The following is a 22,303-nucleotide window of genomic DNA, read 5'->3' on the forward strand; positions in this document are numbered from 1 at the left end:
GGTCGACCGGAGGCTAGGCTGCGCGGGTCCCAGATCCAGCACAGTGAGGAGCCCTCGTGACCATCGCCGTCACCGGGTCGATCGCCACCGACCACCTGATGCACTTTCCGGGGCGGTTCGGCGAACAGCTACTGCCCGACCAGCTTGAGCACATCTCGCTCTCGTTCCTGGTCGACGAGTTGGTTGTCCGCCGCGGCGGCGTCGCCGCCAACATCTGTTTCGGCATGGGCCAGCTCGGGCTGCGTCCGGCGCTGGTCGGGGCGGTCGGGTCCGACTTCGCCGACTACCGCGGCTGGTTGGAACGCCACGGTGTCGACTGCGGGTCGATCTATGTCAGCGAGATCGCCCACACCTCGCGGTTCGTCTGCACGACCGACGACGACATGTGCCAGATCGCGTCGTTCTACGCCGGTGCGATGTCGGAGGCCCGCAACATCGAACTCACCCCGGTGGCCGACCGGCTGGGCGGGCTCGACCTGGTGATCATCGGAGCCAACGACCCGCAGGCCATGGTGCGGCACAGCGACGAATGCCGCGATCGCGGTTATCCCTTCGCCGCCGACCCGTCCCAGCAGTTGGCCCGGATGGCCGGCGACGACGTACGCAAACTGATCGACGGGGCGGCGTACCTGCTGACCAACCGTTACGAGAAGAGCCTGCTCGAGTCCAAGACCGGCCTCTCCCACGCCGACCTGCTCGAGCGGGTCGGCGTCTGCGTGACGACCCTCGGCTCCAAGGGCGTGCAGATCGAGGGTCGCGGGATCGAGCCGACCCGCGTGCCGGCGGCCCAGGAAACCGCGAAGGCGGATCCGACCGGTGTCGGTGACGCCTTCCGGTCCGGGTTCTTCGCCGGGCTGTCGTGGGGGCTTTCGCTGGAGCGCTCGGCCCAGGTGGGCAGCCTGCTCGCCACGCTGGTCCTCGAGACCGTGGGCACACAGGAGTACGACGTGAAGCCGGCCAACTTCGTCGAGCGTCTCGCCGACTGTTACGGCGCGGCCGCCGGCGCCGACGTCGCCGCCCACCTCCCCGACTGACCGTTTCCGCGCTCGCATCCCGCGCTCGCATTCCGGGTCCCCCATTCCGCGTCAACGTGACGTTGATGCGGCTAGACCGCCTGAACGTGACGTTCAAGCGGAATGGCGGGCGGGGTCGCGTCGCCCGGCACGCGCGGCCCGGCGGTCTTGTTCCGCATCAACGTGACGTTGATGCGGCAGAGCGCTTGAACGGGACGTTCAAGCGGAATCGGCGACGGCTAGGTGCGCCAGCCGCGGAGGTGCATTCCGGTGAGGTCGACGGCCGGTCGTCCGCCGGCGACGAGATCGGCGGCGACCCGCCCGGATCCGCAGGCCATCGTCCAGCCGAGATGGCCGTGGCCGGTGTTGTAGACGAGATTGCGGTGCCGACCGACGCCGAGGATCGGCGGTCCGTCCGGGGTCATCGGGCGCAGGCAGGCCCGGTAGCTGCCGTGGTCGAGGTCCACTCCGGAGAGTACGTCGCGGGCCAGGTCGCGGATGCTGGTGAAATTCGCCGGCTTCCACGTCCGGTCATAGCCGGCGACCTCGGCGGTCGAGCTCATCCGCATCCGGTCGCCGAACCGGGACCAGGCGATGAGGGTCGACTGCTCGACGGCCGGCATCGTCGGGACGCGGTCGGGGTCGCGGACCGGGAAGGTGGCCGAGTAGCCCTTCACCGGGTAGATGGGCAGCCGGACGCCGAGGGTGCGGGCGATCCGCGCGCTGCCGACACCGAGCGCGAGGACGAAGGCATCGGCCTCGATGTCACCCGCGGTCGTGTGCGCCGCGCGGATCCGGTCCGGATCGCCGACCAGACCGCGGATCTGCGTGTCGAGGACGAGGCGGGCGCCGTATCGGTCGACGCACCGGCCCGCCAGCGCGCGGGTGAACGTCGCGCAGTCGCCGCTGGCGTCGCTGACACCGTGGATCGCGCCGGCGAAATGGCTGCGCGCGGCGTCGAGCGCGGGGTCCAGATCGGTGACCTCGGCCATCGACATCCGGCGTTGCTCGATGCCGTGCTCGCGGAAGAGGTCACTGCGCCGGGCCGCTTCGGCAAGCCGCCGCGCGTCGCGGTAGAGGTAGAAGGAGCCGCGCCGGACGAGTGAGTAGTCGATGTCCTCGTCCCGCTCGATCTCCTGCTGGATCACCTGGCTGTACGTCGACAGCCGCATCTGCGCGACGCTCGCCCGGTAGGCCCGGGCTGAAGTGCACTCCCGGAGGAACCGGGCGCCCCACAGGATGCGCTCCGGGTCGAGACCGAACCGGACCCGCAGTCCGGTCGGCTCACCGAGCAGGGACCGGGCCACCGCCGCGGGCACGGCCGGCGACGCCCACGAGAAGGCGTCGTTGGGCGCCAGGAAGCCGGCGTTGCCCGCACTGGCGTCGGCGCCGACCTCCCGGGCGCCGTCGATCACCGTGACGTCGTGGCCGTCCGCACCGAGGAAGTAGGCGGCCGCGACGCCGATGACGCCGCCGCCGAGGACCGCTACGTGCATCGGCGATCGGCGGGAATCGTGCCCGCCGGCTCCGGAGCGCCCGGGGGAGTGGCGAACGGCAGGATCTGCACGTCGCGGCTGGCCCGATCGACGACGAGCACGTGGCCGTTGGGGACGGCGTCCCAGTCGTCGTGTGACCAGCCGGAGGACGCGACGACGACCGCGTCCGCGCTCCGCCGCCAGCGCAGGACGAAGTGCTCCGGTTCGGCGGGGATCGGCCGCAGTCGCTCGTCGAAGCAGGACAAGGCGTAGAGCGTCGACCCGGTGAGCAGGACGGAGTTGAGGCTCGAGCAAGTCGCGTGTCGGAGCAGGTCATCCGACGCCGACCGGAACGCGGTGAGTACGTCGCCGCCGGACTCCGTCAGCCGCGACCGGATCAGGGCGAAGTAGCGCTCGCTGTCGGTGGTCCCGGCGAGGCCGGCGCGGGAGTCGGCCGAGAGGAGATTCTCGACGTCGGCGACCGGCAGCATCCGCCCATTGTGGGCGAAGGCCATCCCGTCCTCGACGAAGGGATGGGTGTTGACGTCGGTGACGTCCAGGGTGGGCGTTGCCCAGCGCAGGTGCGCGATACCGCAGTTGGAGAGCCGGCGCCCGGCGAGGGCGTGCCAGCGGTCGCTGTCCTTGGCCGCGCCGGGTGCCTTCTCCGCGACCAGCCCGCCGGTCTCGCACCACGCCATTCCCCAGCCGTCGCGGTGTTGCGTGGACAGCGCAGTGAAGGCGTCGAGCCCGCCGTCGCCGACGAGGTCACGCAACGAGGTCGGCCCGGCCGCGGCGTAGCCGAGCAGCCGGCACACGCTAGCCGTTCCCCCGGGGATAGACCGGTGTTCGCCAGTGCGCGAAGTCCGTGGTGCGCCCGCGGACCGCGCTGAGGTAGCGCTCCTGCACGTGTGTGGTGACGGGGCCGGGCTTCCCGAGACCGACCGTTCGGCCGTCGATGCTGGTCACGGGGCCGATCTGCACCCCGGTCCCGCACAGGAAAACCTCGTCCGCCGCGTAGATCTCGCTGCGATCGACCTTGCGTTCCCGCACCGGTATGCCGTCGTGTCGGGCCAGCTCCAGGATTGCGCCGCGGGTCAGGCCGATGAGGATGTCGTCGCCCGGCTCCGGGGTGATGAGGGTCCCGTCCTGCACCAGGAAGACGTTCGCCGAGGACGCCTCGGCCAGGTGCCCGTCGGAGGTGAGCATCAATGCCTCGTCGAAGCCCTTCTCCCGCGCCTCGTCGCTGGCGAGTGCGGCGTTGACGTAGGAACCGTTGACCTTCGCCCGGGCCGGGATCGCGTTGTCCTCGATCCGGCGCCATGCCGAAACAGTGAGGGACAGCCCGCGGCCCGTCTCGAGGTAGTCGCCCATGGGAATGGTGTAGGCGCAGAAGACGGTCGGTATCCCGGTGAGCTTGACCTGGATCGTCTCGCCCACCTTCATGACCATCGGGCGCAGGTAGGCGTCGGAGCGGTAGCCGTTGCGGGCGAGCAACTCGAGGCACGACTCGACGAGCGGATCCACCTCCGCGTCGAAGTCCAGCTTCAGGATCCGCGCCGATCGCAGCAGCCGCTGCAGATGCTCGCGCAGCAGGACGACGAGCAGCTGCTCCTGCTCCTCGTTCCAGTAGGCCCGGATGCCCTCGAAGCAGCCGGTGCCGTAGTTGACGACGTGCGCGGTGATCGGGAGCTGCGCGTCGTACCGACCGCAGAATCTGCCGTCGTAGTAGATGACGTCGCCCGGTTCAGACATAGCGGCCCATCCCTCCTGCCACGTCGATGGATGCACCGGTGATGTAGCTCGAGCGACCGCTGGCGAGGAACGTCACGATGCCGGACACCTCGTCGTCGCGTCCGAACCGGCCGAGCGGAACCTCCTTCTCCGCGAGCTGGGCGAAGAACTCCTCCGCACTCAGCTCCGGCGCACGCCGGGCGTGTATGGCGGCCCACTGCGGGGTGGCGACGTAGCCGATGTTGACGCTGTTGACGAGGATGTCGTCCTTCGCGAGGTCGATGGCCAGGACCTTGCTGAAGTTGAGGCACGCGGCCCGGTTGAGCGTCGTCGCGAAGAACGCCGGATCGGGCATCTTCGCTTGTACCGCGTTGATGTTGATGATCCGCGGTGCGTTGCTGCGGCGGAGGTGGGGCAACGCCTCCCGGGTGCAGCGGATCTGGGAGAACAGCTTCACGTCGAGGTCGGACTTGAGGTCGTCGTCGGTCAGCGACTCGAACGTGCCCGGACGGGCGGCGCCGGCGTTGTTGACCAGGATGTCGATGCCGCCGAGCGCCTGCGCGGCCGCGGCGACGAAGTCGCGGATGTCCTCGACCCTTGTCACGTCGGCGACCTGGGCGTGCACCGCCCGACCGCTGCGGCGCAGTTCCTGGGCCGCCTCGGTCAGTTCGTCGGCATTGCGGGCGCAGATGGCGACATCGACACCCTCGGCGACGAGGTCGCGGGCAATGGCGCGACCAAGCCCCTTCGATCCACCGGTGACGACGGCACGTCGGCCGGACAGCGCGAGGTCCACGCCGGGTCAGCCCTCCTTCGCCGCACCGTCGCCGAGCGCCTTGAGGATCTGGCTGCGCGGCGGCTGGAAGACGTCGATCTCCATGCAGCTCGACTCGTGCGTCCGGGCGCCGTGCGGCACCCAGGGCGGGACCACCGCGACGTCGCCCCGGCGCATGATGCGGGACTCGTCGTCGATCCAGAACTCGAACTCGCCGTCGAGTACGACGACGATCTGCTCCTCGACGTGCACGTGGGTTGGTGCCTCGACGTGCGGCTCGAAGTGGACGTGATTGACGAGCACGTTGTCGCCGAGCACCGGCCGGAAGGTCAGGCCCGGTGCGAACGAGACCGTCTCCACCTCGTCGACCTTGATGAACCGACCGGGACCGGCCGGTTCGCCGGCGCCTTCGGTGACGAAGTAGGCGCTCGCATCGCTCATCGTGCCTCCAGTGCCTCGGTGAAGACCGCGCCCAGCCGGCGCACGCCTTCGGGGATGTCGGTGTCGGCCACCCGCGAGAACGACAGCCGCATCTGCGACCGCCCGCGGCGGCCGTCCGGATAGAACGGCACCCCCGGCACGTAGGCCACGCCGGCGGCGATGGCGCGGTCGTAGAGCTCGACCAGGTCGAGGCCGCGGGGAGCGTCGACCCAGGTGAAGAAGCCGCCGTGCGGGATCGTCCAGCTGAAGCCGTCCGGCAGGTGCTTGTCCAGCGCCTCGAGCAGCAGCCCGCAGCGCCGGGCGTACAGCGCCTGGGCCCGCTCGATCTGCCGGTCGAGCAGCCCGGTCCGGCCGTAGTCCTCGAGCAGGCGCTGACCCAGCGCACCGGTGCACTGGTCGCTGTTCTGCTTGGCCAGGACCAGCTTGGCCACCAGCGCCTCCGGCCCGGCGACCCATCCCATCCGGAATCCCGGGGTGAAGGTCTTGGAGAAGGTGCCGAGCTGGGCGACGACGTCGGGAGCCAGTGACCACAGGCTCGGCCGGGCGTCGCCGTCGAAGCCCAACTCCCGGTAGGCGACGTCCTCGAGGATCAGCAGTCCGTGCCGTCGAGCCAGGGCGACGAGCGCATGCCGGCGCTCGGTCGACATGCTGATGCCGGCCGGGTTCTGGTGGTCGGGAATGGTGTAGAGCAGCTTGGCGGTGCCGCCGTCGAGAAGCGCTGCCAATGCGTCGACGTCGAGGCCGTCCTCGTCGGCCGGCACCGTCAGCACCGTGGACTCGTAGCCCTGGAACGCCATGATCGCGCCCAGATAGGTCGGTGCCTCGACGATCGCCGCGTCGCCGGGGTCGAGCAGGACCTTCGAGATCAGCTCGAGGCCCTCGATGCCGCCGCTGGTCACCATCAGGCCCTGATCGCTCGGCCGGGTGCCTTGCAGGCGCTCGAGCCGGTCGGCGATCCACTGCCGGAACCCGGGAACGCCCTGGGTCGGCGCGTACTGCAGCGAGGCGGGCTCGGCGCCCACGCGGGCGAAGGATTCGGTCAGGGCGGCGCCGTCGAAGGTCACCGGATCCGGGAAGCCGCCGGAGAGCGTGATCACGTCCGTGGCACCGGATAGCGACATGATCCGGGCGATCTCCCCGCCGGCGGAGCCCGCCGCCCGGGTGGAGAAGACCGGACGGTATCCGGACTCGACGTCGATCACGGGGAGCCTCCGGAGATTGTTACGAGCATTTGTTATACGACACGCCCTTGACAGCATACAAGAATTCGCGGCATTCTCTATTCTGGCCTTGATCGTGAGGCCAGCTGCTGGGCATTCCTGGCGTTCGACAGAGTACGTCGACGACAGCGTGCGTCGGCACCGCGCCGCCGCACCTCGTCGAAGGGAGCGTGAGCGTGGTCGGCTCCCGCCCGGACATCGGCATCGGCCAACACGGCTTCGTCGAGCGGCACGGCCTGCACACCGACGAGCAGCGGGAGGCAGCCGCCGCCGTCGACGAGATGATCGACGTGCACGATCTGCGGACGATCCGCGTGGTCGTCGTCGACCAGCACGGCGTACCGCGGACGAAATGGCTCACCGCAGACGCGTTCCGGGCCGCATTGCACAACGGCGTCGACTTCTCCGGCGCGATCTACAGCCTCGACACCGCCAACGCCGTCTTCACGCCGGCATTCGCCGCCGGTGGCGGCTTCGGCATCCCGGAGTTCACCGGGTTCCCCGACCTGGTCGTCGTCCCCGATCCGGCGACGTTCCGGGTTCTGCCGTGGGCCGACCGCACTGCATGGGTCCTGTGCGATCCCTACTTCGCCAGCGGGGCGCCGGTCCCGCTCGACGCCCGGCACCTGCTGCGCCGCCACCTGTCCGCCGCGAAGGAGCTCGGCTACGACTACCTCACCGGTCTCGAGGTCGAGTTCTACATCGTCGGTCGTGGCGCCGGCCCGATCGACACCACGCAGATGCCGGCCCGGGCGCCGGACGTGACCTCGATCGAGCCGGGCTATCAGTTCCTGGGGGAGTACCGACAGGCGCAGCTCGAGCCCCTGCTCTCGGCCCTGCGCGATGCCCTGCTCGACGTCGGACTCCCGCTCCGGACGATCGAGAACGAATGGGGACCCGGGCAGATCGAGCTGTCCTTCGGGCCGCTCCCCGGCATCGGCTCGGCCGACGCGATGGTGCTGCTGCGGGCGGTTGCCAAGGAGATCTGCCATTCCCGCGGGCTGCTCGCGAGCTTCATGTGCTGGCCCGCGCTGCCCAACTTCTTCCCCAGCGGCTGGCACCTGCACCAGTCGCTGCTCGACGGAGCCGGCGTCAATGTCTTCGCGGCCGACGACGATCCGCTGTCGTCGGTGGGCCGCGCCTACGCCGCCGGCCTGCTCGAGCACGCCCGGGCGATGACCCTGCTGGGTACGCCGACCATCAACGGGCTGCGTCGCTTCCGGCCGTACTCGTTCGCGCCGGACCGGGTGACGTGGGGGCTGGAGAATCGCGGCACCTTGCTGCGGGTGCAGGGTTCGCCCGGCGACTCGAGCAGCCACCTCGAGCTGCGGACCGGTGAGCCCGCGGCAAACCCCTACCTCTACCTCGCGTCGAGCCTCGCCGCCGGGCTGGACGGGATCCGCAACGACCTCAAACCCCCTCCGATGGTGGAGGCCGACCCCTACGCCGTCGACACCGTCGCCCTCCCGCACACCATGGATGAGGCGGTGACGGCGTTCGAGGCCAGCGACTTCCTGCGGCGCGAGCTCGGCGAGCCGCTGACCCGATACCTCGCGATGATGAAACGCTCCGAGCTGGGCAGGTTCACCGAGGCGGTGGGCGAGCCCGGCGAGGCCGTCACGTCATGGGAGATGGACGAGTACTTCGAGACCTACTAGGCCAGGTACGCCGATGTCGCTTCAGCATGTGGTCCTGTTCCGGTTTCCCGAGCCGCTCGATGATGCCCAGGCCGGGGAGATGCGCGCCCTGGTGCAGGAGTGGCCGGACCGCATCGGGGGCTTCGAGCGACTGCGCTTCGGCACCGACCTCTCCGACGGCGCCCGCGCCCGCGGCTACCAGTTCCTGCTGCTCACCGAACATCCCGACCAGGCCGCGCTGACGGCGTACCAGCAGCATCCGGTCCACCTCGCATTCGGCGATTGGGTGTATTCGCGCGGCTGCGAGGTCATCGCCTTCGACTACCAACTCGGGCCGGACACGGTCCTCATCTCATAACCTGCAGCACCTGGAGGCGACATGACCACCGGAGCACTCGGCAAGGAAGCGCCGTCCCCGGATCAACTGCGTAAAGGCAGCCTGGGGACCTGGGACGCCGTGGCGATGGCCATCGCCGTGCTCTCGCCCGCGATGGCGATGGCCTACAACACCACCGGCGTCGCGGCGACGGCAGGCGGCTCCACACCGTTGGCCGTCCTGCTGGGCGGCGTCGCCTGTCTGTGCCTCGCGTTCGTCGTCGTCGGGTTCACCCGGCGGATGGCGTCGGCCGGATACGCCTACACCTACGCGAGCCGGTCGCTGGGACAGAGCACCGGTTTCCTGACCGGCTGGCTCTACACGTTCGGTTTCTTCTGCTTCGTGCCGATGACCATGGCCGGGGTCGGCGGATTCACGCGTGACCTGATCAAGAACGAGGTCTGGTCGACCGAACCCGACTGGATGTGGTTCATCTACTTCCTCGTCGGGATGGCCTTCCTGATCTACCTCGCCGTCTTCGGCATCAAGCTGACCGCCCGCACCCAGTTGGTCGTCGGTGCGGTGACCGTGGCCGTCATCGTCGTCCTCGACGTGATCGTCACCGCAAAGGGCGGCAAGAACGGCCAGTCCCTGCAGCCGTTCACGTTCGGCCACACGCTCAGCGGCGGTTTCAACGGGATCTTCTACGGCATCATCCTCGGAGTCACGTCCTTCATCGGCTTCGAGAGCGCCGCCGTCCTGGGTGAGGAGACCCGCAATCCGCGTCGGGCCATACCGTTGGCGACCATCGTCGCCGTGGTCTTCGCGATCGTCTTCTACGTCTGGACCACCTACAGCATGGCCATCGGGTTCGGCGTCAACAACGGCGCCGCCTGGGCGAAGGACCCGACCGCGCTCGCCACCACCGCGCAGGTCTATTCCGGGCACACGCTGTCGATCCTGATCTCCATCGCCGCGATCCTGTCCGCCTTCGTGGTCTGCCTTGCCTGCGCCAACGCCGCGGCCCGCACGATGTTCGCCATGGGCCGCGAAGGCACCCTGCCTGCGGTGTTCGGCCGTACGCACCCCGTCTACAAGACTCCGGTCAACGCGATCCTCGGAGTCACCGCGGTCGCGACAGTCGTCGCCGCACTGATCGGGTTCTTCTGGGATTACGGCGGCGGACCCACCACCGTGTACTTCCTGATGGCGAGCATCGGGACCATCGCCATCATCCTCGTCTACATGGCGCTGTGCCTCGGCGGCGTGGCCTTCTTCCGGCGCCTCATGCGCAAGTGGAACCCGATCGTGCACGCCGTGCTGCCGGCCATCGGCTTCATCATCTTCGGGCTCGCCGTCTACGGCTCGATCTACCCGGGTGCGCTGCCGCCGATGCCCTACCGCATCGTGCCCTACGTCAACCTCGGCTGGTTGGCACTGGGGATCGTGCTGCTGTGGTACCTGCGCACCAACCACCCCCAGCGGGTTTCCCGGATCGGGTCGATCCTCGGTGAGGAAGGCGGCGAGGAAGCCGGCGCGCTGGACGAGGCGCCCGGCCCGAGCGGCATGAAGCCGACCGAACCCACCGCCGGCATGGCCAACCCCGACTAGAGGAGCGGCCCTGATCGACGACCATCTCCATCCGTTCGGATTACAGCCGACCGCGTGGGATCCGGCTGCGCTGTCGCTCGATGTGGTCGCGGGCGAGGAGGGTCACCGGGCCGATGCCCCGCACCGGCTGACGGTCGAGTTGCTGGAGTCCCGGCTCGCGACGCTGCTCGGCTGCTCGGCCGATGAGGTCGGTGCCGCGCGGGACGCAGCGGCCGTGGACTGGACCTCCTGGGTCCGGCGGCTCTTCGACGACGTGGCGCTCGAGGGGATGGTGATGGACCCGGCGTGGTCAGGGGTCGAGTTGCTCACGCCGTACGAAGAGGTCGCCGCGCGCCCGGTCTGGGAGCTGCAGCGACTCGAACCCGCCCTGGACGCCGCGATGGGCGACGGTGCCGGGGCGGGCGAGCTGCTCGACGTCGTCGACACCCTGATGTCCGACGCCGCAACGAGAGGGGTCGTCGGCTTCAAGACGGTCCTCGCCTACCGGACCGGACTGGACGTCGACCCGACCGCCACCGTCGAGGAGGCGCAGCGCTCGCTGGCCCGCACCGACCTGCCGGCCCGCGACCGCGGCAAGGCACTGCGGGACCTGGTGCTCCGCCGCGCCCTCGCACGCTGCGCCGACCTGCGGCTGCCGATCCAGATCCACACCGGCTTCGGCGACAACGAGATCCGGCCGGAGCTGGCCAACCCGCTCCTGCTCGACCCACTGCTGCGCACCCCGGAGGGTGGCGCCGCCGCCGTCGTCCTCCTGCACGGCTCCTGGCCGTGGCACGACGCGGCCGGTTACCTGGCCGGTGTCCACCGCAACGTGTGGGCCGAGCTGTCGCTCGTCCAGCTGTTCGCGCCCGCGACCACCGCCGACCGGATGCTCCGGCTGCTGGAGGTCGCGCCCACCAGCCGGGTCCTCTTCGGCAGCGACGGACACGGCATCCCGGAGTCGATCTGGTTCGGCTGCCGCCTGCTGCACGAGGCATGGGACGCTGTCCGCGCCCGGCTGCGGGAGCAGGGGGCCCGCGAGAGCTGGCTCGAGAGGGTCCACGGCATGGTCTTCGGCGGCAACGCGCGTGCGGTTTACGGGCTCGACCCGGTCCGGCGCGACGCACCCCACGAGCGGAGGGAAACCGATGGTTGAGCTGCCGCCGTCGGCGCAGGCCGGCGAGGTCGTGCCGCCCGCGCAACTCGACGACGTGGACATCGCGATCCTTCGCCTGCTCAGTGCCAACGCCCGCCTGTCGCAACGGCAGATCGCCCGGGAGATCGGGATGTCCCCGCCGTCGGTGGGGGACCGGCTGTCCCGACTCGAGAAGTCCGGCGTCATCCGGGGCTACCGGGTGGACCTCGACTTCGGTGCCGTCGGCTACCCGCTCGTGGCCTACATCCTGATCGCGCTGCAGGGTGCACCCGAACCGGATCTCATCGAGCAGTTGCGGGATTTGCCTGAGGTGGAGGACGTCCACATCGTCACCGGCCCGCGAGACCTACTGGTGCGCATCCGGGTCCGCGACCACGAGCACCTGCGTACCGTGCTGCTGGAGCGGATCTGGACCGCGCCGGGCGTGGCCCGGGTCGAGTCCTGCATCAGCCTGGGCGGGATGAAACCGCAGGTCTACAACGTCAAGCTGCTCGACGCCATCGCCGACCGGTCGGCCTGACGTAGCTGTCAGATGCTCACCGGGTAGACCGGAGCCGGGATCTCGGGGTTGACCCGGCGCTCGACGAAGATGCCGTGCCAGATCATCAGGATGAGCACCGTCCAGATCTTGCGGCTGTAGTCGTGCGGCCCGGCGCGGTGCGCCTCGAGCATCGCTGAGACGGCGGACTTGTCGAGCAGATGATCGGTGCCGCTCTCGTCGATGATGGTGCGGGCCCAGTCGTAGAGCTCGTCGGCGAGCCAGTGCCGGATCGGCACCGGGAAGCCCAGCTTGCGCCGCTGCAGCACGTGCGCCGGTACGACGTCGCGCAGCGCCTCGCGGAGCGCGTACTTCGTGGTGTCGGAGGTGATCCGCTGGTCGACCGGGAGCCGGGAGGCGACGTCGAAGACCTCCTTGTCCAGGAACGGCACCCGCAGCTCCAGGGAGTTGGCCATCGTCATCTTGTCGGCCTTGACGAGGATGTCGCCACGCAGCCAGGTGTAGAGGTCGATGTACTGCATCCGCGTGACGTCATCGAGGTGCCGGGTGGCGGCGTAATGCGCGGCGGTGACATCGCGGTAGGAGACCGCGTCGTCGTAGCTGCGCAGGAAGCCCAACTCGTCGTCCCGGAAGATCCGGGCGTTGCCGTAGTAGCGCTCCTCGATCGGGATCGAGCCGCGGCGCAGCAGGTCCTTGCCCCGCATCCCCTCGGGCAGGCGGGTGGACAGTGCATGCAGCCCCCGCTTGACCGGTAGCGGCAGCGGCCGGAACGCTCGCAGGGACAGCGGCTCGCGGTAGATGTTGTAGCCACCGAAGAGCTCGTCGGCGCCCTCCCCGGAGAGCACGACCTTGACGTGGCGCCGGGCCTCCTTGGCGATGAAGTAGAGCGGCACCAAGGCCGGGTCGGCGACCGGGTCGTCGAGATACCAGACGATCAGTGGCACCGCCGCCGCGAACTCCTCGGGCGTGACCACCTTGGTGATGTGCGTGACGCCGATCGCCTGTGCGGACTCGGCCGCCACGTCGATCTCGCTGTACCCCGGCCGTTCGAAGCCCACGCTGAAGGTCAGCAGATTCGGGTTGTACCGCTTGGCCAGCGCGGCGATCGCCGTCGAGTCGATGCCGCCGGACAGGAACGCGCCGACGGTGACGTCGGCCCGCATGTGCACCCGGACCGAGTCGTCGAGCACGTCGCGGATCTCGGCCCAGCGGGCCCGCTGGTCCTCGACCGGCTCGGTGGGAAAGGTCGGCCGGAAGAATCGACGGCTTGCCAGGGCGCCGTCACCGTCCACGGTGAAGCAGGTCCCGCTCTCGATCCGGCGGATCGCCGAGTGCATCGTGGCGGGCTCCGGCACGTACTGCAGGGTGAGGTAGTGCTGGATGGCCCGGTGGTCGAGGGCGGCGTCGCCGTCGACGACGTGCCCGCCGAGGGCGAGCAGTGACTTCTTCTCCGACGCGAAGAACGTTCCGCGCTCGTCCTGCATCAGGAAGAGCGGCTTGATGCCGAACCAGTCCCGCGCCCCGAATGCGGTGTGCTCGAGGGAGTCCCAGATGACGAAGGCGAACATCCCGCGCAGCTCGGTGACGCAGGCCTCACCGAGGTACTTGTACGCCGCGAGGATCACCTCGCCGTCGCCGTCGGTCGCAAAGGTCGCGCCGTACTCCTCGATCAGCCGGCGCCGCAGCTCGACGTAGTTGTAGATCTCCCCGTTGAAGAGCATCCGGTAGCGGCCGTCGTCGTAGGGGAGCGGCTGGTGGCTGTGTTCGAGGTCGATGATGGACAGCCGCCGGAAGCCGAGGACGACGTCGTCGTCGCTCCAGGTCTCGCCCTCGTCCGGTCCCCGGTGCCGGGACAGCTCCAGCGCCCGCTCGACATCGGCCTTCAGGGCCGGCGCCGAACCGCTGTTGCTCAGGTAGCCCAGAAGGCCGCACACGGGTGGATCACATCCGTTCTGCGTCGACGGTGGGTTCCGGCACAGTATCGCCGATCCGGCGGGTGCTCGGGACGTTCGCCACCGGGGTCGCCCGGTCGGCCCCGAACCGTACGGGGGCGGTCCGGTCGAGTAGTCTTCGGCCGTCGGTAGCAGTGTGGGTGCCTCCCGGCACCCCGTGTCGTCGAGAGAGGCTGACCACGTGCGTCACCGTGAGCTACCGCCCGGCGAGCGGGTGCCTCGACGGGACCGGCTAGGCCGGTCCGGCCGCCTCGGCGTCATCCTCGGCCTGCTTGCCTTGGCCGCGACCGGATGCAGCTGGAGCGACCTGCCCCGGTGGGGCTGGCCCAGCGGCGTCAGCCTGCAGGCCGAGCGGATGCTGCACCTGTGGGTCGCATCGTGCATCGCCGCACTGATCGTCGGATGCATCGTCTGGGGCCTGACCTTCTGGGTGATCATCTTCCACCGGAAGAAGGGCGACCAGCTCCCCAAGCAGACCAAGTACAACCTGCCCATCGAGTTGGTCTACACCGCGGTTCCGTTCGTCGCCGTCGCAGTGCTCTTCTACTTCACCGCGATCACCGAGAACTACGTCGACAAGGAGTCGAAGAATCCCGACGTCAGCGTCACGGTGGTGGCGTTCAAGTGGAACTGGCAGTTCCGCTACGACCAGGAGCGTGACGTGGCCACCGGCCAGCCGGCCGACACCATCGGCACGTCCAACCAGATCCCGATCCTGGTTCTCCCGGTCGACCGGAGCGTGCTGATCAAGGAGCACTCCGACGACGTCATCCACTCCTTCTGGGTCCCCGAATTGCTCTTCAAGCGCGACGTCATCCCGGGGCTGCACAACTCGTTCCAGATCAACATCACGAAGAAGGGCGCCTTCGTCGGGCGCTGCGCCGAGCTGTGCGGCACCTACCACTCGATGATGAACTTCGAGCTGCGGTCGGTCAGCCCGGCGGACTACCAGACCTACGTGAAGGTGCTGAGCAGGTTCGGCCCGAATAATCCGCGTTACGACGACCGGCAGGCGATCGCACTCGCCGCGATCGGTCAGCCGACGCAGGCGGTCACCACCCACCCGTTCCCGACGAACCGCACGCTCCGGCATGCCGGCTGAGGGGGCAGCATGAAGATCGAGACCTACATCTTTGGCGGCGTGTCGGTATTCCTCTTCGTCATCGCGGCCATCTACGGCGTCTGGTCGGGCGATCCGACCGGCATCACCGCCTTGATCATCTCGGGCGGGTTCTGCGGCCTCATCGCGAGCTACTTCGGCTTCATCGCCCGGCGTATCGATGCCCGGCCGGAGGACCGCGGTGACGGCGAGATCGCCGAGGGTGCCGGCGAGATCGGGTTCTTCAGCCCGCACAGCTACTGGCCGTTCGCGCTCGGCGTCAGTGCCTTCATCACCGCCATCGCGACCTCCTTCTGGGCCGGCCCGATCATGGCGATCGGCGTCGTGTGCATCCTGGTCTCGACCGGTGGCCTGCTCTTCGAGTACTACATCGGCCAGAACCGGACCTGAGCGCCGGCCGGTCACCCGGGCGGACGCCGCGCCAGGAAGCCACCGGGGTGTGTCGATTGGGGCTGTCCGGCCCTTATCCGGCGCTGCGTCATGCGTCACCCTTTTGACTAAGGGGGGCCTCGGGCGTTTGCCGGCAGGGACGTTGTTCCGCCCGAGACGGCGCGATGGACGGGCTTCCTGACCGTTTCCTGCCACGGTTGCCCGGTGCCGTCGACGCCGCCTGTCCGGGGGAGAACAACACCGCCATCACCGCTCGGCGGCCGCGGCGATGTGCCCCAGCTCGCCGCCCTCGCCGGTCCGCCAGCGCAGGGTCTCGGCCAGAACGTCCACCCGGTCGGTGACTTCGGCCAGGCTGGACTGGCCGCGCCGCCACCGGCCCGTGCGCCACAGCATCGAACCCGTCGCGCGGATGAGGATCAGGTCGGGCAGGGCGGCCAGTTCGGCGGCGGTCAGCCGCTCACCCCACGCACCGCCCCGGGCCACGGCCGCCGCCCGGCGCGGCCAGCCCGGCCCGTGCACCGCCCCGGACAGGGCCAGGACCACGGTCAGCTCGATGGCCCGGATCCAGTGGCCGGCCATCTCGAAGTCCAGCACCCCGGACACGACCCCGGTCTGCGGGCTGACCAGCACGTTGGACGCGGCCAGGTCGGCGTGCACGACCTGGGTCGGCAGCCGTCCGGCCAGCGCCTCCCAGGCCGCCACCGCACGGTCGGCGCCGTCGCGCAGGGTCCTGGCCCGCTCCGCGTGCAGTCCGGCCGCCGTGAGGTCGCGGGTCAGCGCGGCCACGTCGGCGGGCGCCTGCAGCGGGCCGTCCTGCCAGTCGTGTGGCGTGTCCTGCGGCGGAACGTCGGCCAGCGCGTCGCTCAGCTCCGCAGCGGCCCGGCCTAACTCTTCCAACGCCGCCTCCTGACTGAGGTCGGGCCGGACGCCCGGAATCCATTCGCACAGGGTGGCCGGGCCGTCGGGAGTGTCGGCGACGGTGCTGCCGTCCGGCAGTGGGACGGGCGCGGGCACCGCGAAGGACAGGCCGGCCCGGGCCAACCGGGCCAGCAGCCGGTGCTCGGCCCGGACCTGGGCCGGAGTCAGGTTCTGGCTGATCCGCAGGGACCAGCGGCGATCCCCGGTGGTCACCTGGAGGGTGCGGTTGTTCGTGCCCCGGTCGGTGCGCGCCACAGCCGCGCCGGCCGAGATGCCCCATCGGGCCAGCAGTTTCGCCACCGGCTCGCTCGGGTGTTCCGGGTCGTCCACGCGCCGATCCTGTCCCGGCGCCCCGCCCTAGGCCTCGGGCGGGGTCGGCCGGCCGGCCAGCTCCTTGCCGGGCTCCTTCTCGGGTGCCTCGATCGCGGGTGTCTCCGGCCCCTCCGGTCCGGGTAGCTCCCCGACCGGCCGGAAGAATCCGACGATCCGTCGCCCGACGCCGCCGAAGGCGTTCATCTTCTTCGGCACCGGGGTACCGGCGTACTGCAGCATGCCGTGACCGTGCGCGTCGACCGGCCCGAGCGGCTGGTGCACCTCGATGAATTCGCCCGAGGGCAGCCGTTTGATGATGCCCGTCTCGATCCCGTGCTCGAGGACCTCGCGGTCGTGGCGCTCGAGACCGAGACAGAGGCGATAGGTCACCCAGTAGGCGATCGGCGGGAGGAGCACGATCGCGATCCGGCCGATCCAGGTCGTCGCGTTGAGGCTGATGTCGAACTTGTCGGCGATGACGTCGTTGCCGCCCGAGCCCCAGAGCACGATGTAGAACGCGATCGACATCGCGCCCAACGCCGTGCGGACCGGGACGTCACGGGGCCGCTGCAGCAGGTTGTGGTTGGCGTGATCCTTCGTCAGCTTCGCTTCTAAGAACGGATAGGCGAAGAGGATCCCGGTGAGGATCCCGGGCAGCACCACCGTCGGCCAGAAGATCGACGGAATGGTGTGGGTCGGGAAATGGGTCTCCCAGTCCGGCCACAATCGGGTCGAGCCGTCGAGGAAGCCCATGTACCAGTCCGGCTGCGACCCGGCGCCGACCTGGGACGGGGTGTAGGGCCCGAACAGCCAGATCGGGTTGATCTGGACCAGACCGCCGAGCAGGGCGACCACCCCGAAGACGATCATGAAGAAGCCGCCGGCCTTGGCGCCGTACGTCGGCATCACCCGCTCGCCGATCACGTTGTGCTCGGTGCGACCGGCCCCCGGGAACTGGGTGTGCTTCTGCTTGACGATGAGCGCTAAATGGACAGCGATCAGCGCCAGGATGATCCCGGGGATGAGTAAGACGTGCACGATGTAGAGCCGGCCGATGATCTCCGTTCCGGGGAAGGTGCCACCGAAGACCAGGTAATAGAGCCAGGTGCCGACCACGGGGATGGACAGGATGATCGCGCTGGCGATCCGCAGCCCGGTGCCCGACAGCAGGTCGTCGGGGAGCGAGTATCCGGCGAAGCCTTCGAGGATTCCCAGCCACATCAGCATGACGCCGATCAGCCAGTTGGTCTCGCGGGGCTTGCGGAAGGCGCCGGTGAAGTAGATCCGCAGCATGTGGGTGATGATCGCGGCGACGAACAGCAGCGCCGCCCAGTGGTGGATCTGCCGGATGATCAGTCCACCGCGGACGTCGAAGGAGATCTTCAGCGTCGAGTCGTAGGCCCGCGACATCTCGATCCCGCGCAGCGGCGTGTAGCTGCCGTTGTACTTCACGTCGCCCATCGAGGCGTCGAAGAAGAACGTCAGGTAGGTGCCGGTGATCAGCAGGATGATGAACGAGTAGAGCGCGATCTCCCCGAGCATGAACGACCAGTGGTCGGGGAACACCTTGTTGAGCTGGCGCCGGATCGGCCCGGCGGCCGTGAAGCGCTCGTCGACCCAGTTGCCCGCCTTCGCGGCAGGGCTCACTGCATTACGCCGGCGGCGGGTGCTGACGGTGCCGGTCATCGCGAGGTCTCAGTCATTGGGACGCTCCCAGAAGGCTGGGCCGATGGCTTCCCGGTAGGGGCCGTTGGCGATGAAGTATCCCTCGTCGTCCACGGAGATGGGCAGCTGCGGGAGCGGCCGGGCGGCCGGTCCGAAGATGGGCTTGGCGTCGAGGAGTACGTCGAACTGCGACTGATGGCAGGGGCAGAGCAGCCGGTTGGTCTGCTGCTCGTACAGCGACACCGGGCAACCGGCGTGGGTGCAGATCTTGGAGAAGGCGATGTAGTCGCCCCACATGTAGCCGCCCTGCCCCTTGCGGGCCTTGACCTGCTGGCCTGGGCGGAGCCGGATCAGCATGGTCGGCGTGTTGGCGGCGGTCGTCCCGTCGGGCACGTTGGGGAAGACGGTGGCCAGCGAGCCCGGCTGCATGTCCTGCGGGCGGATCGGCCGGCCGTCGATCTGCACCATCCGTACGCCCTTCTTCCATGGCGTACGGAACAGCTCCCCTCGCGGCTTGATGATCAATCCACCGAGCGGGAAGATCGCCATCAGCCCGAGAGCTCCCGCTCCGAGCCCGATCGAGCGCTTCAGCATCGAGCGGCGGGCGATCCCGGTGTCGGCGATGCCCTCGGTGAGGGTCGCGGCGGTGGTCTGCCGGTCGAACTCGTCGGAGGGACCGTCGTGGCGGTCCTGGACGACCTCCTCCTCGGGCATGAGCTTCTTCGCCCAGAGGATCGCGCCGATGCCGACACCGAACAGCGCCACAGCGAGGCAGACGCCGAGGGCCGGGGTGAACCACGCGTAGCCGCCGTTGTCGCCGAGCTTGAACTGCCACGGCACGACGACGTAGACGACCATGAAACCGACGGCGCCGAGGAACGTGAGCAGGAACATCGCGGAGACCTGGCGCTCGGCCCGGCGCTCCATCGCCGTGCCCGGCACCGGGAACCGCTGGCGCCGGTGCACGATGTGGATGCCATCGACCTCCGCGCCGACGCGCATCTGCTCCTCGGGCGACATCCGGGCGAGTTCTTCTTCGGTGGGTGGCGGCTGGGTCATGCCTTCGCTCCGATCCACAGCACCACGAACAACAACCCGACGATGCCGACGACCCAGATCACCAGTCCCTCGGGCACGGGGCCGAGCCGGCCGATCCCGGCGCCGCCCGGGTCGGATTCGGTCTTGACGCTCTGCACGTAGCTGATGATCTCGCGCTTCTGGGCGGGGGTGATCTGGTTGTCCCCGAACACCGGCATGCTCTCCGGACCGGAGAGCATCGCGGCGTACATCACCCGGTCGGTGGCGGTGCCCAGCCCGGGAGCGCTCTTGCCCGACGAGAGCGCACCGCCCTTGCCTGCGAGGTTGTGGCACGACGCGCAGTTGAGCCGGAACAGCTCACCGCCGGCGCCGATGTCGCCACCGCGCAGGTTGCCGGACGGCACCACCGGTCCGCCGCCGTTGGCCTGGACGTAGGCGGCGAGCTGCTCGGTCTCGGCCTCGTCGAACTTCGCCGGGTGCACGTCGGCCTGCGCCCCCTGCTGGGCGAGGGGCATGCGGCCGGTCCGGACCTGGAAGTAGACCGACGCAGCACCTACCCCGATCAGGCTCGGTCCGCGGTTCTTCACGCCCTGCAGATTGGCGCCGTGGCAGGTGATGCAGGTCTGGTCGAACAGCTGCTGGCCCTTACGGACGTTCAGGGCGGCATCGGCGGCCGGTGCGGCGTCGCCGTGCGGGGCCAGCGCGGCGTAGACCGTGCCGATCGCACCCAAGGCGATGACGAGCGCCGCGACGCCGGAGAGCCGGCGGAGCACCGAGCGTCGCCGCTGGCCGGGCCGGCGGGACGGGGAGGCCTTCGTGTCGGTCATCGGAGCACCCTGCTGCGGTTCCCGTCGGTGAGGTGGTCGGTGGAGTTGTGGAAGCGACCCGCGCTCGCGGGGGCGCCCGCGCCCGTCATTGGATCAGATAGATCGTGACGAAGAGCCCGATCCAGACGACGTCGACGAAGTGCCAGTAATAGGAGACCACGATCGCGCTCGTCGCCTGCGCCGGGGTGAACCGGCCGAGCGTCGAGCGGATGAGCAGGAAGACGAAGGCGAGCAGGCCGCCGATCACGTGCATCCCGTGGAAACCGGTGGTGATGTAGAAGACCGAGCCGAATCCGGAGGCGGACATCGTCGTGCCTTCGTGGATCAGCATCCGGAACTCGTTGGCCTGCCCGAGGACGAAGGCCAGCCCCATCACGAAGGTGATCGAGAACCACCGGCGCAGTCCGAAGACGTCGCCCTTCTCCGCCGCGAAGACGCCGAACTGGCAGGTCACCGACGAGAGCACCAGGATCGTGGTGAAGATCAGCGCGTAGCCGATGTCGAGCTTCGTCGGCGGCTCGGGCCAGTTGCTCGCGTGCTCCGCCCGCACCGTGAAGTACATCGCGAACAGCCCGGCGAAGAACATCAACTCCGAGGACAGCCACACGATCGTGCCGACGCTGACCATGTTGGGGCGCGTCAGCGAATGAACGCGTGTCGAGTCGAATGCCCCCCGCTCGGCGGGGCCGGGCTCGATGTTCGTCGCCGTTGTCACGGCGTCATTATGGCCCCAGGGCCCCGCCGACGCGGGGGAGGCCCCCCGTAGCGAACTGGCTGCAAACTGTCCTCCATTTGGCCGTTGACCTCCTTACTCCGGGCGGCCTAGAGTCTCGTCGTCTATTCGCGGCCGTGAAGCGGGGGAGCGGCCCGGTCGAGGAGGCTACGTGCCTGTTGGAAGCCGTCCCGTCGGAGTCAACCGAAGGCCCCTGCGCCGCGTTCTCGGCGGGAACCGGGTGTGTCAGGTCTGCTCAGAGCGCCTGTCGACCTATAACCCGGGCCCGAACTGCTTCGCGCACTCCCGGTCGCCGATGATGCGGACCGAGCCCATTACTGCTCGCTGATCGAGCCGCGGGCCGGCCGGCCCCGGACGCTCGCTAGGATCGCTGCGTCAACTTCCGCGCCTTCTTATCGGGAGCCCGTGCATGAGCACCGCGACCAGCCGCGGAAATCACACCGTGGTCGTTTTCAGCCACGACGCCGGCGTCCGCGAGCGCATCCGGACCGCGGTCGGGCGCCGACCGGCGCCGGACCTCGGGCGGATCGACTACATCGAGTGCGCGACCGGCTCCGAGGTCGTCGACGAGGTGGATGCCGGCGGGATCGACCTGCTGATCCTCGACGGTGAGGCCCAGCCCACCGGTGGGATGGGGATCTGCCGGCAGGTCAAGAACGAGATCACCGACTGCCCGCCGGTCTGCATCGTGATCGGCCGCCGCGACGACCGGTGGCTCGCGACCTGGTCGCAGGCCGACGCCACCATCACGCATCCGGTCGACCCGGTCACCGCGGCGTCGACCGTGGCCGGTCTGCTGCGCGACCCGGCCGGCAGCATCGCGACCGGGTGAGCTTGCGGTGAGCGGTACGCCGGGCCCGGCCCGGCCCCGCAGCTGGCCGGCGCTGCTCGCCGCGCTCCTCGACGGGCAGTCGCTGACCGCGGACGACACCGCGTGGGCGATGTCGGAGATCATGTCGGGCGAGGCGACCCCGGTGCAGGTGGCCGGCTTCGCGATCGCGTTGCGGGCCAAGGGGGAGACGGCCGACGAGGTCGCCGGGCTGGCCACCGAGATGCTGGACCGCGCCGCGCCGGCGGTGGTCACCGGTCGCACGGTCGACATCGTGGGCACCGGCGGGGATCGCTCCCACACGGTGAACATCTCGACGATGGCCGCGGTCGTCGCCGCGGGCGCCGGGTCCCGGGTCGCCAAACACGGCAACCGCGCCGCGTCCTCGACCTGCGGCGCCGCTGACCTCCTCGAAGAGCTCGGGGTCGTCATCGATCTGGCCGGGCCGGGGGTGGCCCGCTGCGTCGACGAGATCGGTATCGGCTTCTGTTTCGCGCCGGTCTTCCATCCGTCCTACCGCTACACCGCCGCTCCCCGGCGGGAACTCGGCGTCGGCACCGTCTTCAACTTCCTCGGCCCGCTGACCAATCCGGCCCGGCCGAGCGCGCAGGCCGTCGGCTGCGCCGACCCGCGCATGGCCGCGGTGCTGGCCGGCGTACTCGCCGC

Annotated in this window: 22 protein-coding genes; 10 read left to right on the forward strand and 12 right to left on the reverse strand. The window is 69.5% G+C overall.

The genetic code is table 11. The features are described 5' to 3' along the window. Positions 1 to 56 precede the first annotated feature (56 nt). Positions 57 to 1,034 carry a carbohydrate kinase family protein gene (locus VGH85_03550; protein ID HEY2172867.1) on the forward strand — a complete coding sequence of 326 codons (978 nt, stop codon included), beginning with the start codon at positions 57 to 59 and terminating at the stop codon, positions 1,032 to 1,034. Between the two features lie 218 nt (positions 1,035 to 1,252). On the opposite strand, the gene VGH85_03555 is transcribed toward VGH85_03550, so the two are convergent. The 6 genes from VGH85_03555 to VGH85_03580 are packed head-to-tail and all read right to left on the reverse strand — an operon-like array spanning position 1,253 to position 6,637. Then, positions 1,253 to 2,509, reverse strand: a complete 1,257-nt coding sequence (locus tag VGH85_03555) for an FAD-dependent oxidoreductase (GenBank protein HEY2172868.1) — start codon at positions 2,507 to 2,509, stop codon at positions 1,253 to 1,255. Continuing rightward, positions 2,500 to 3,303: a class II glutamine amidotransferase gene (locus VGH85_03560; protein ID HEY2172869.1), complete on the reverse strand. Its 804-nt coding sequence runs from the start codon at positions 3,301 to 3,303 to the stop codon at positions 2,500 to 2,502. The genes VGH85_03555 and VGH85_03560 overlap by 10 nt, the downstream gene beginning before the upstream one ends. A 1-nt stretch (position 3,304) precedes the next feature. Further along, positions 3,305 to 4,240 (reverse strand): branched-chain amino acid transaminase, encoded by a 936-nt coding sequence (locus tag VGH85_03565; GenBank protein HEY2172870.1) that lies wholly within the window; start codon positions 4,238 to 4,240, stop codon positions 3,305 to 3,307. After that, positions 4,233 to 5,015: an SDR family oxidoreductase gene (locus VGH85_03570; GenBank protein HEY2172871.1), complete on the reverse strand. Its 783-nt coding sequence runs from the start codon at positions 5,013 to 5,015 to the stop codon at positions 4,233 to 4,235. The genes VGH85_03565 and VGH85_03570 overlap by 8 nt, the downstream gene beginning before the upstream one ends. A gap of 6 nt (positions 5,016 to 5,021) precedes the next feature. Then, complete coding sequence (locus VGH85_03575) at positions 5,022 to 5,435, reverse strand: cupin domain-containing protein (protein ID HEY2172872.1); 414 nt, start codon at positions 5,433 to 5,435, stop codon at positions 5,022 to 5,024. Beyond that, the gene (locus VGH85_03580; GenBank protein ID HEY2172873.1) at positions 5,432 to 6,637 is read right to left on the reverse strand and encodes a PLP-dependent aminotransferase family protein; all 1,206 of its coding nucleotides are present in this window, start codon (positions 6,635 to 6,637) and stop codon (positions 5,432 to 5,434) included. Before VGH85_03580 ends, VGH85_03575 begins: the two co-directional genes overlap by 4 nt. 194 nt (positions 6,638 to 6,831) lie before the next feature. On the opposite strand from VGH85_03580, the gene VGH85_03585 reads away from it, so the two are divergent. From VGH85_03585 to VGH85_03605, 5 genes are all read left to right on the forward strand, one after another. After that, complete coding sequence (locus VGH85_03585; protein HEY2172874.1) at positions 6,832 to 8,313, forward strand: glutamine synthetase family protein; 1,482 nt, start codon at positions 6,832 to 6,834, stop codon at positions 8,311 to 8,313. A gap of 13 nt (positions 8,314 to 8,326) precedes the next feature. After that, positions 8,327 to 8,650, forward strand: coding sequence for a Dabb family protein (locus VGH85_03590; protein ID HEY2172875.1), 324 nt, complete (start codon positions 8,327 to 8,329; stop codon positions 8,648 to 8,650). 21 nt (positions 8,651 to 8,671) lie between these two features. Beyond that, complete coding sequence (locus VGH85_03595) at positions 8,672 to 10,219, forward strand: APC family permease (GenBank protein ID HEY2172876.1); 1,548 nt, start codon at positions 8,672 to 8,674, stop codon at positions 10,217 to 10,219. An 82-nt stretch (positions 10,220 to 10,301) separates the two neighbouring features. Then, complete coding sequence (locus tag VGH85_03600; protein HEY2172877.1) at positions 10,302 to 11,354, forward strand: amidohydrolase family protein; 1,053 nt, start codon at positions 10,302 to 10,304, stop codon at positions 11,352 to 11,354. Continuing rightward, complete coding sequence (locus tag VGH85_03605; protein ID HEY2172878.1) at positions 11,347 to 11,874, forward strand: Lrp/AsnC family transcriptional regulator; 528 nt, start codon at positions 11,347 to 11,349, stop codon at positions 11,872 to 11,874. Before VGH85_03600 ends, VGH85_03605 begins: the two co-directional genes overlap by 8 nt. Before the next feature lie 8 nt (positions 11,875 to 11,882). On the opposite strand, the gene asnB is transcribed toward VGH85_03605, so the two are convergent. Beyond that, positions 11,883 to 13,787: an asparagine synthase (glutamine-hydrolyzing) gene (gene asnB, locus VGH85_03610; GenBank protein ID HEY2172879.1), complete on the reverse strand. Its 1,905-nt coding sequence runs from the start codon at positions 13,785 to 13,787 to the stop codon at positions 11,883 to 11,885. A 199-nt stretch (positions 13,788 to 13,986) separates the two neighbouring features. On the opposite strand from asnB, the gene coxB reads away from it, so the two are divergent. Continuing rightward, positions 13,987 to 14,907 (forward strand): cytochrome c oxidase subunit II, encoded by a 921-nt coding sequence (coxB, locus tag VGH85_03615; GenBank protein HEY2172880.1) that lies wholly within the window; start codon positions 13,987 to 13,989, stop codon positions 14,905 to 14,907. A gap of 9 nt (positions 14,908 to 14,916) precedes the next feature. Beyond that, the gene (locus tag VGH85_03620) at positions 14,917 to 15,315 is read left to right on the forward strand and encodes a cytochrome c oxidase subunit 4 (protein ID HEY2172881.1); all 399 of its coding nucleotides are present in this window, start codon (positions 14,917 to 14,919) and stop codon (positions 15,313 to 15,315) included. A gap of 246 nt (positions 15,316 to 15,561) precedes the next feature. On the opposite strand, the gene VGH85_03625 is transcribed toward VGH85_03620, so the two are convergent. From VGH85_03625 to VGH85_03645, 5 genes are all read right to left on the reverse strand, one after another. Continuing rightward, positions 15,562 to 16,563: a phosphotransferase gene (locus VGH85_03625; protein HEY2172882.1), complete on the reverse strand. Its 1,002-nt coding sequence runs from the start codon at positions 16,561 to 16,563 to the stop codon at positions 15,562 to 15,564. Positions 16,564 to 16,590: 27 nt separating this feature from the next. Beyond that, positions 16,591 to 18,231, reverse strand: coding sequence for a cytochrome bc complex cytochrome b subunit (locus VGH85_03630; GenBank protein ID HEY2172883.1), 1,641 nt, complete (start codon positions 18,229 to 18,231; stop codon positions 16,591 to 16,593). Between the two features lie 9 nt (positions 18,232 to 18,240). Then, on the reverse strand, positions 18,241 to 19,269 hold the full coding sequence (locus VGH85_03635) for a ubiquinol-cytochrome c reductase iron-sulfur subunit (GenBank protein ID HEY2172884.1): 1,029 nt from the start codon (positions 19,267 to 19,269) through the stop codon (positions 18,241 to 18,243). Continuing rightward, the gene (locus tag VGH85_03640) at positions 19,266 to 20,075 is read right to left on the reverse strand and encodes a cytochrome c (GenBank protein ID HEY2172885.1); all 810 of its coding nucleotides are present in this window, start codon (positions 20,073 to 20,075) and stop codon (positions 19,266 to 19,268) included. Before VGH85_03640 ends, VGH85_03635 begins: the two co-directional genes overlap by 4 nt. Positions 20,076 to 20,160: 85 nt before the next feature. Continuing rightward, positions 20,161 to 20,703 (reverse strand): heme-copper oxidase subunit III, encoded by a 543-nt coding sequence (locus tag VGH85_03645; protein ID HEY2172886.1) that lies wholly within the window; start codon positions 20,701 to 20,703, stop codon positions 20,161 to 20,163. Between the two features lie 514 nt (positions 20,704 to 21,217). Between VGH85_03645 and VGH85_03650 the strand changes: the two genes are divergently transcribed. Together VGH85_03650 and trpD are read left to right on the forward strand one after the other, a co-directional pair. After that, a complete protein-coding gene (locus VGH85_03650) occupies positions 21,218 to 21,640 on the forward strand; it encodes a hypothetical protein (GenBank protein ID HEY2172887.1) in 423 nt (140 codons plus the stop codon). A 7-nt stretch (positions 21,641 to 21,647) separates the two neighbouring features. Further along, positions 21,648 to 22,303: anthranilate phosphoribosyltransferase (gene trpD / locus VGH85_03655; protein ID HEY2172888.1), on the forward strand; the 656-nt coding region annotated here is incomplete at its 3' end.

The sequence above is a fragment of the Mycobacteriales bacterium genome (genome assembly GCA_036497565.1).
Lineage (GTDB): Bacteria > Actinomycetota > Actinomycetes > Mycobacteriales > QHCD01 > DASXJE01.

Excerpts from the sequence above, each read along its gene's own strand:
- VGH85_03575 (HEY2172872.1), bottom strand. The coding sequence starts at position 5,435 with ATGAGCGATGCGAGCGCCTACTTCGTCACCGAAGGCGCCGGCGAACCG.
- VGH85_03595 (HEY2172876.1), top strand. The coding sequence starts at position 8,672 with ATGACCACCGGAGCACTCGGCAAGGAAGCGCCGTCCCCGGATCAACTG.
- VGH85_03630 (HEY2172883.1), bottom strand. The coding sequence starts at position 18,231 with ATGACCGGCACCGTCAGCACCCGCCGCCGGCGTAATGCAGTGAGCCCT.
- VGH85_03605 (HEY2172878.1), top strand. The coding sequence starts at position 11,347 with ATGGTTGAGCTGCCGCCGTCGGCGCAGGCCGGCGAGGTCGTGCCGCCC.
- VGH85_03620 (HEY2172881.1), top strand. The coding sequence starts at position 14,917 with ATGAAGATCGAGACCTACATCTTTGGCGGCGTGTCGGTATTCCTCTTC.
- VGH85_03555 (HEY2172868.1), bottom strand. The coding sequence starts at position 2,509 with ATGCACGTAGCGGTCCTCGGCGGCGGCGTCATCGGCGTCGCGGCCGCC.
- VGH85_03650 (HEY2172887.1), top strand. The coding sequence starts at position 21,218 with ATGAGCACCGCGACCAGCCGCGGAAATCACACCGTGGTCGTTTTCAGC.
- VGH85_03565 (HEY2172870.1), bottom strand. The coding sequence starts at position 4,240 with ATGTCTGAACCGGGCGACGTCATCTACTACGACGGCAGATTCTGCGGT.
- VGH85_03640 (HEY2172885.1), bottom strand. The coding sequence starts at position 20,075 with ATGACCGACACGAAGGCCTCCCCGTCCCGCCGGCCCGGCCAGCGGCGA.
- VGH85_03635 (HEY2172884.1), bottom strand. The coding sequence starts at position 19,269 with ATGACCCAGCCGCCACCCACCGAAGAAGAACTCGCCCGGATGTCGCCC.
- VGH85_03645 (HEY2172886.1), bottom strand. The coding sequence starts at position 20,703 with ATGGTCAGCGTCGGCACGATCGTGTGGCTGTCCTCGGAGTTGATGTTC.
- VGH85_03590 (HEY2172875.1), top strand. The coding sequence starts at position 8,327 with ATGTCGCTTCAGCATGTGGTCCTGTTCCGGTTTCCCGAGCCGCTCGAT.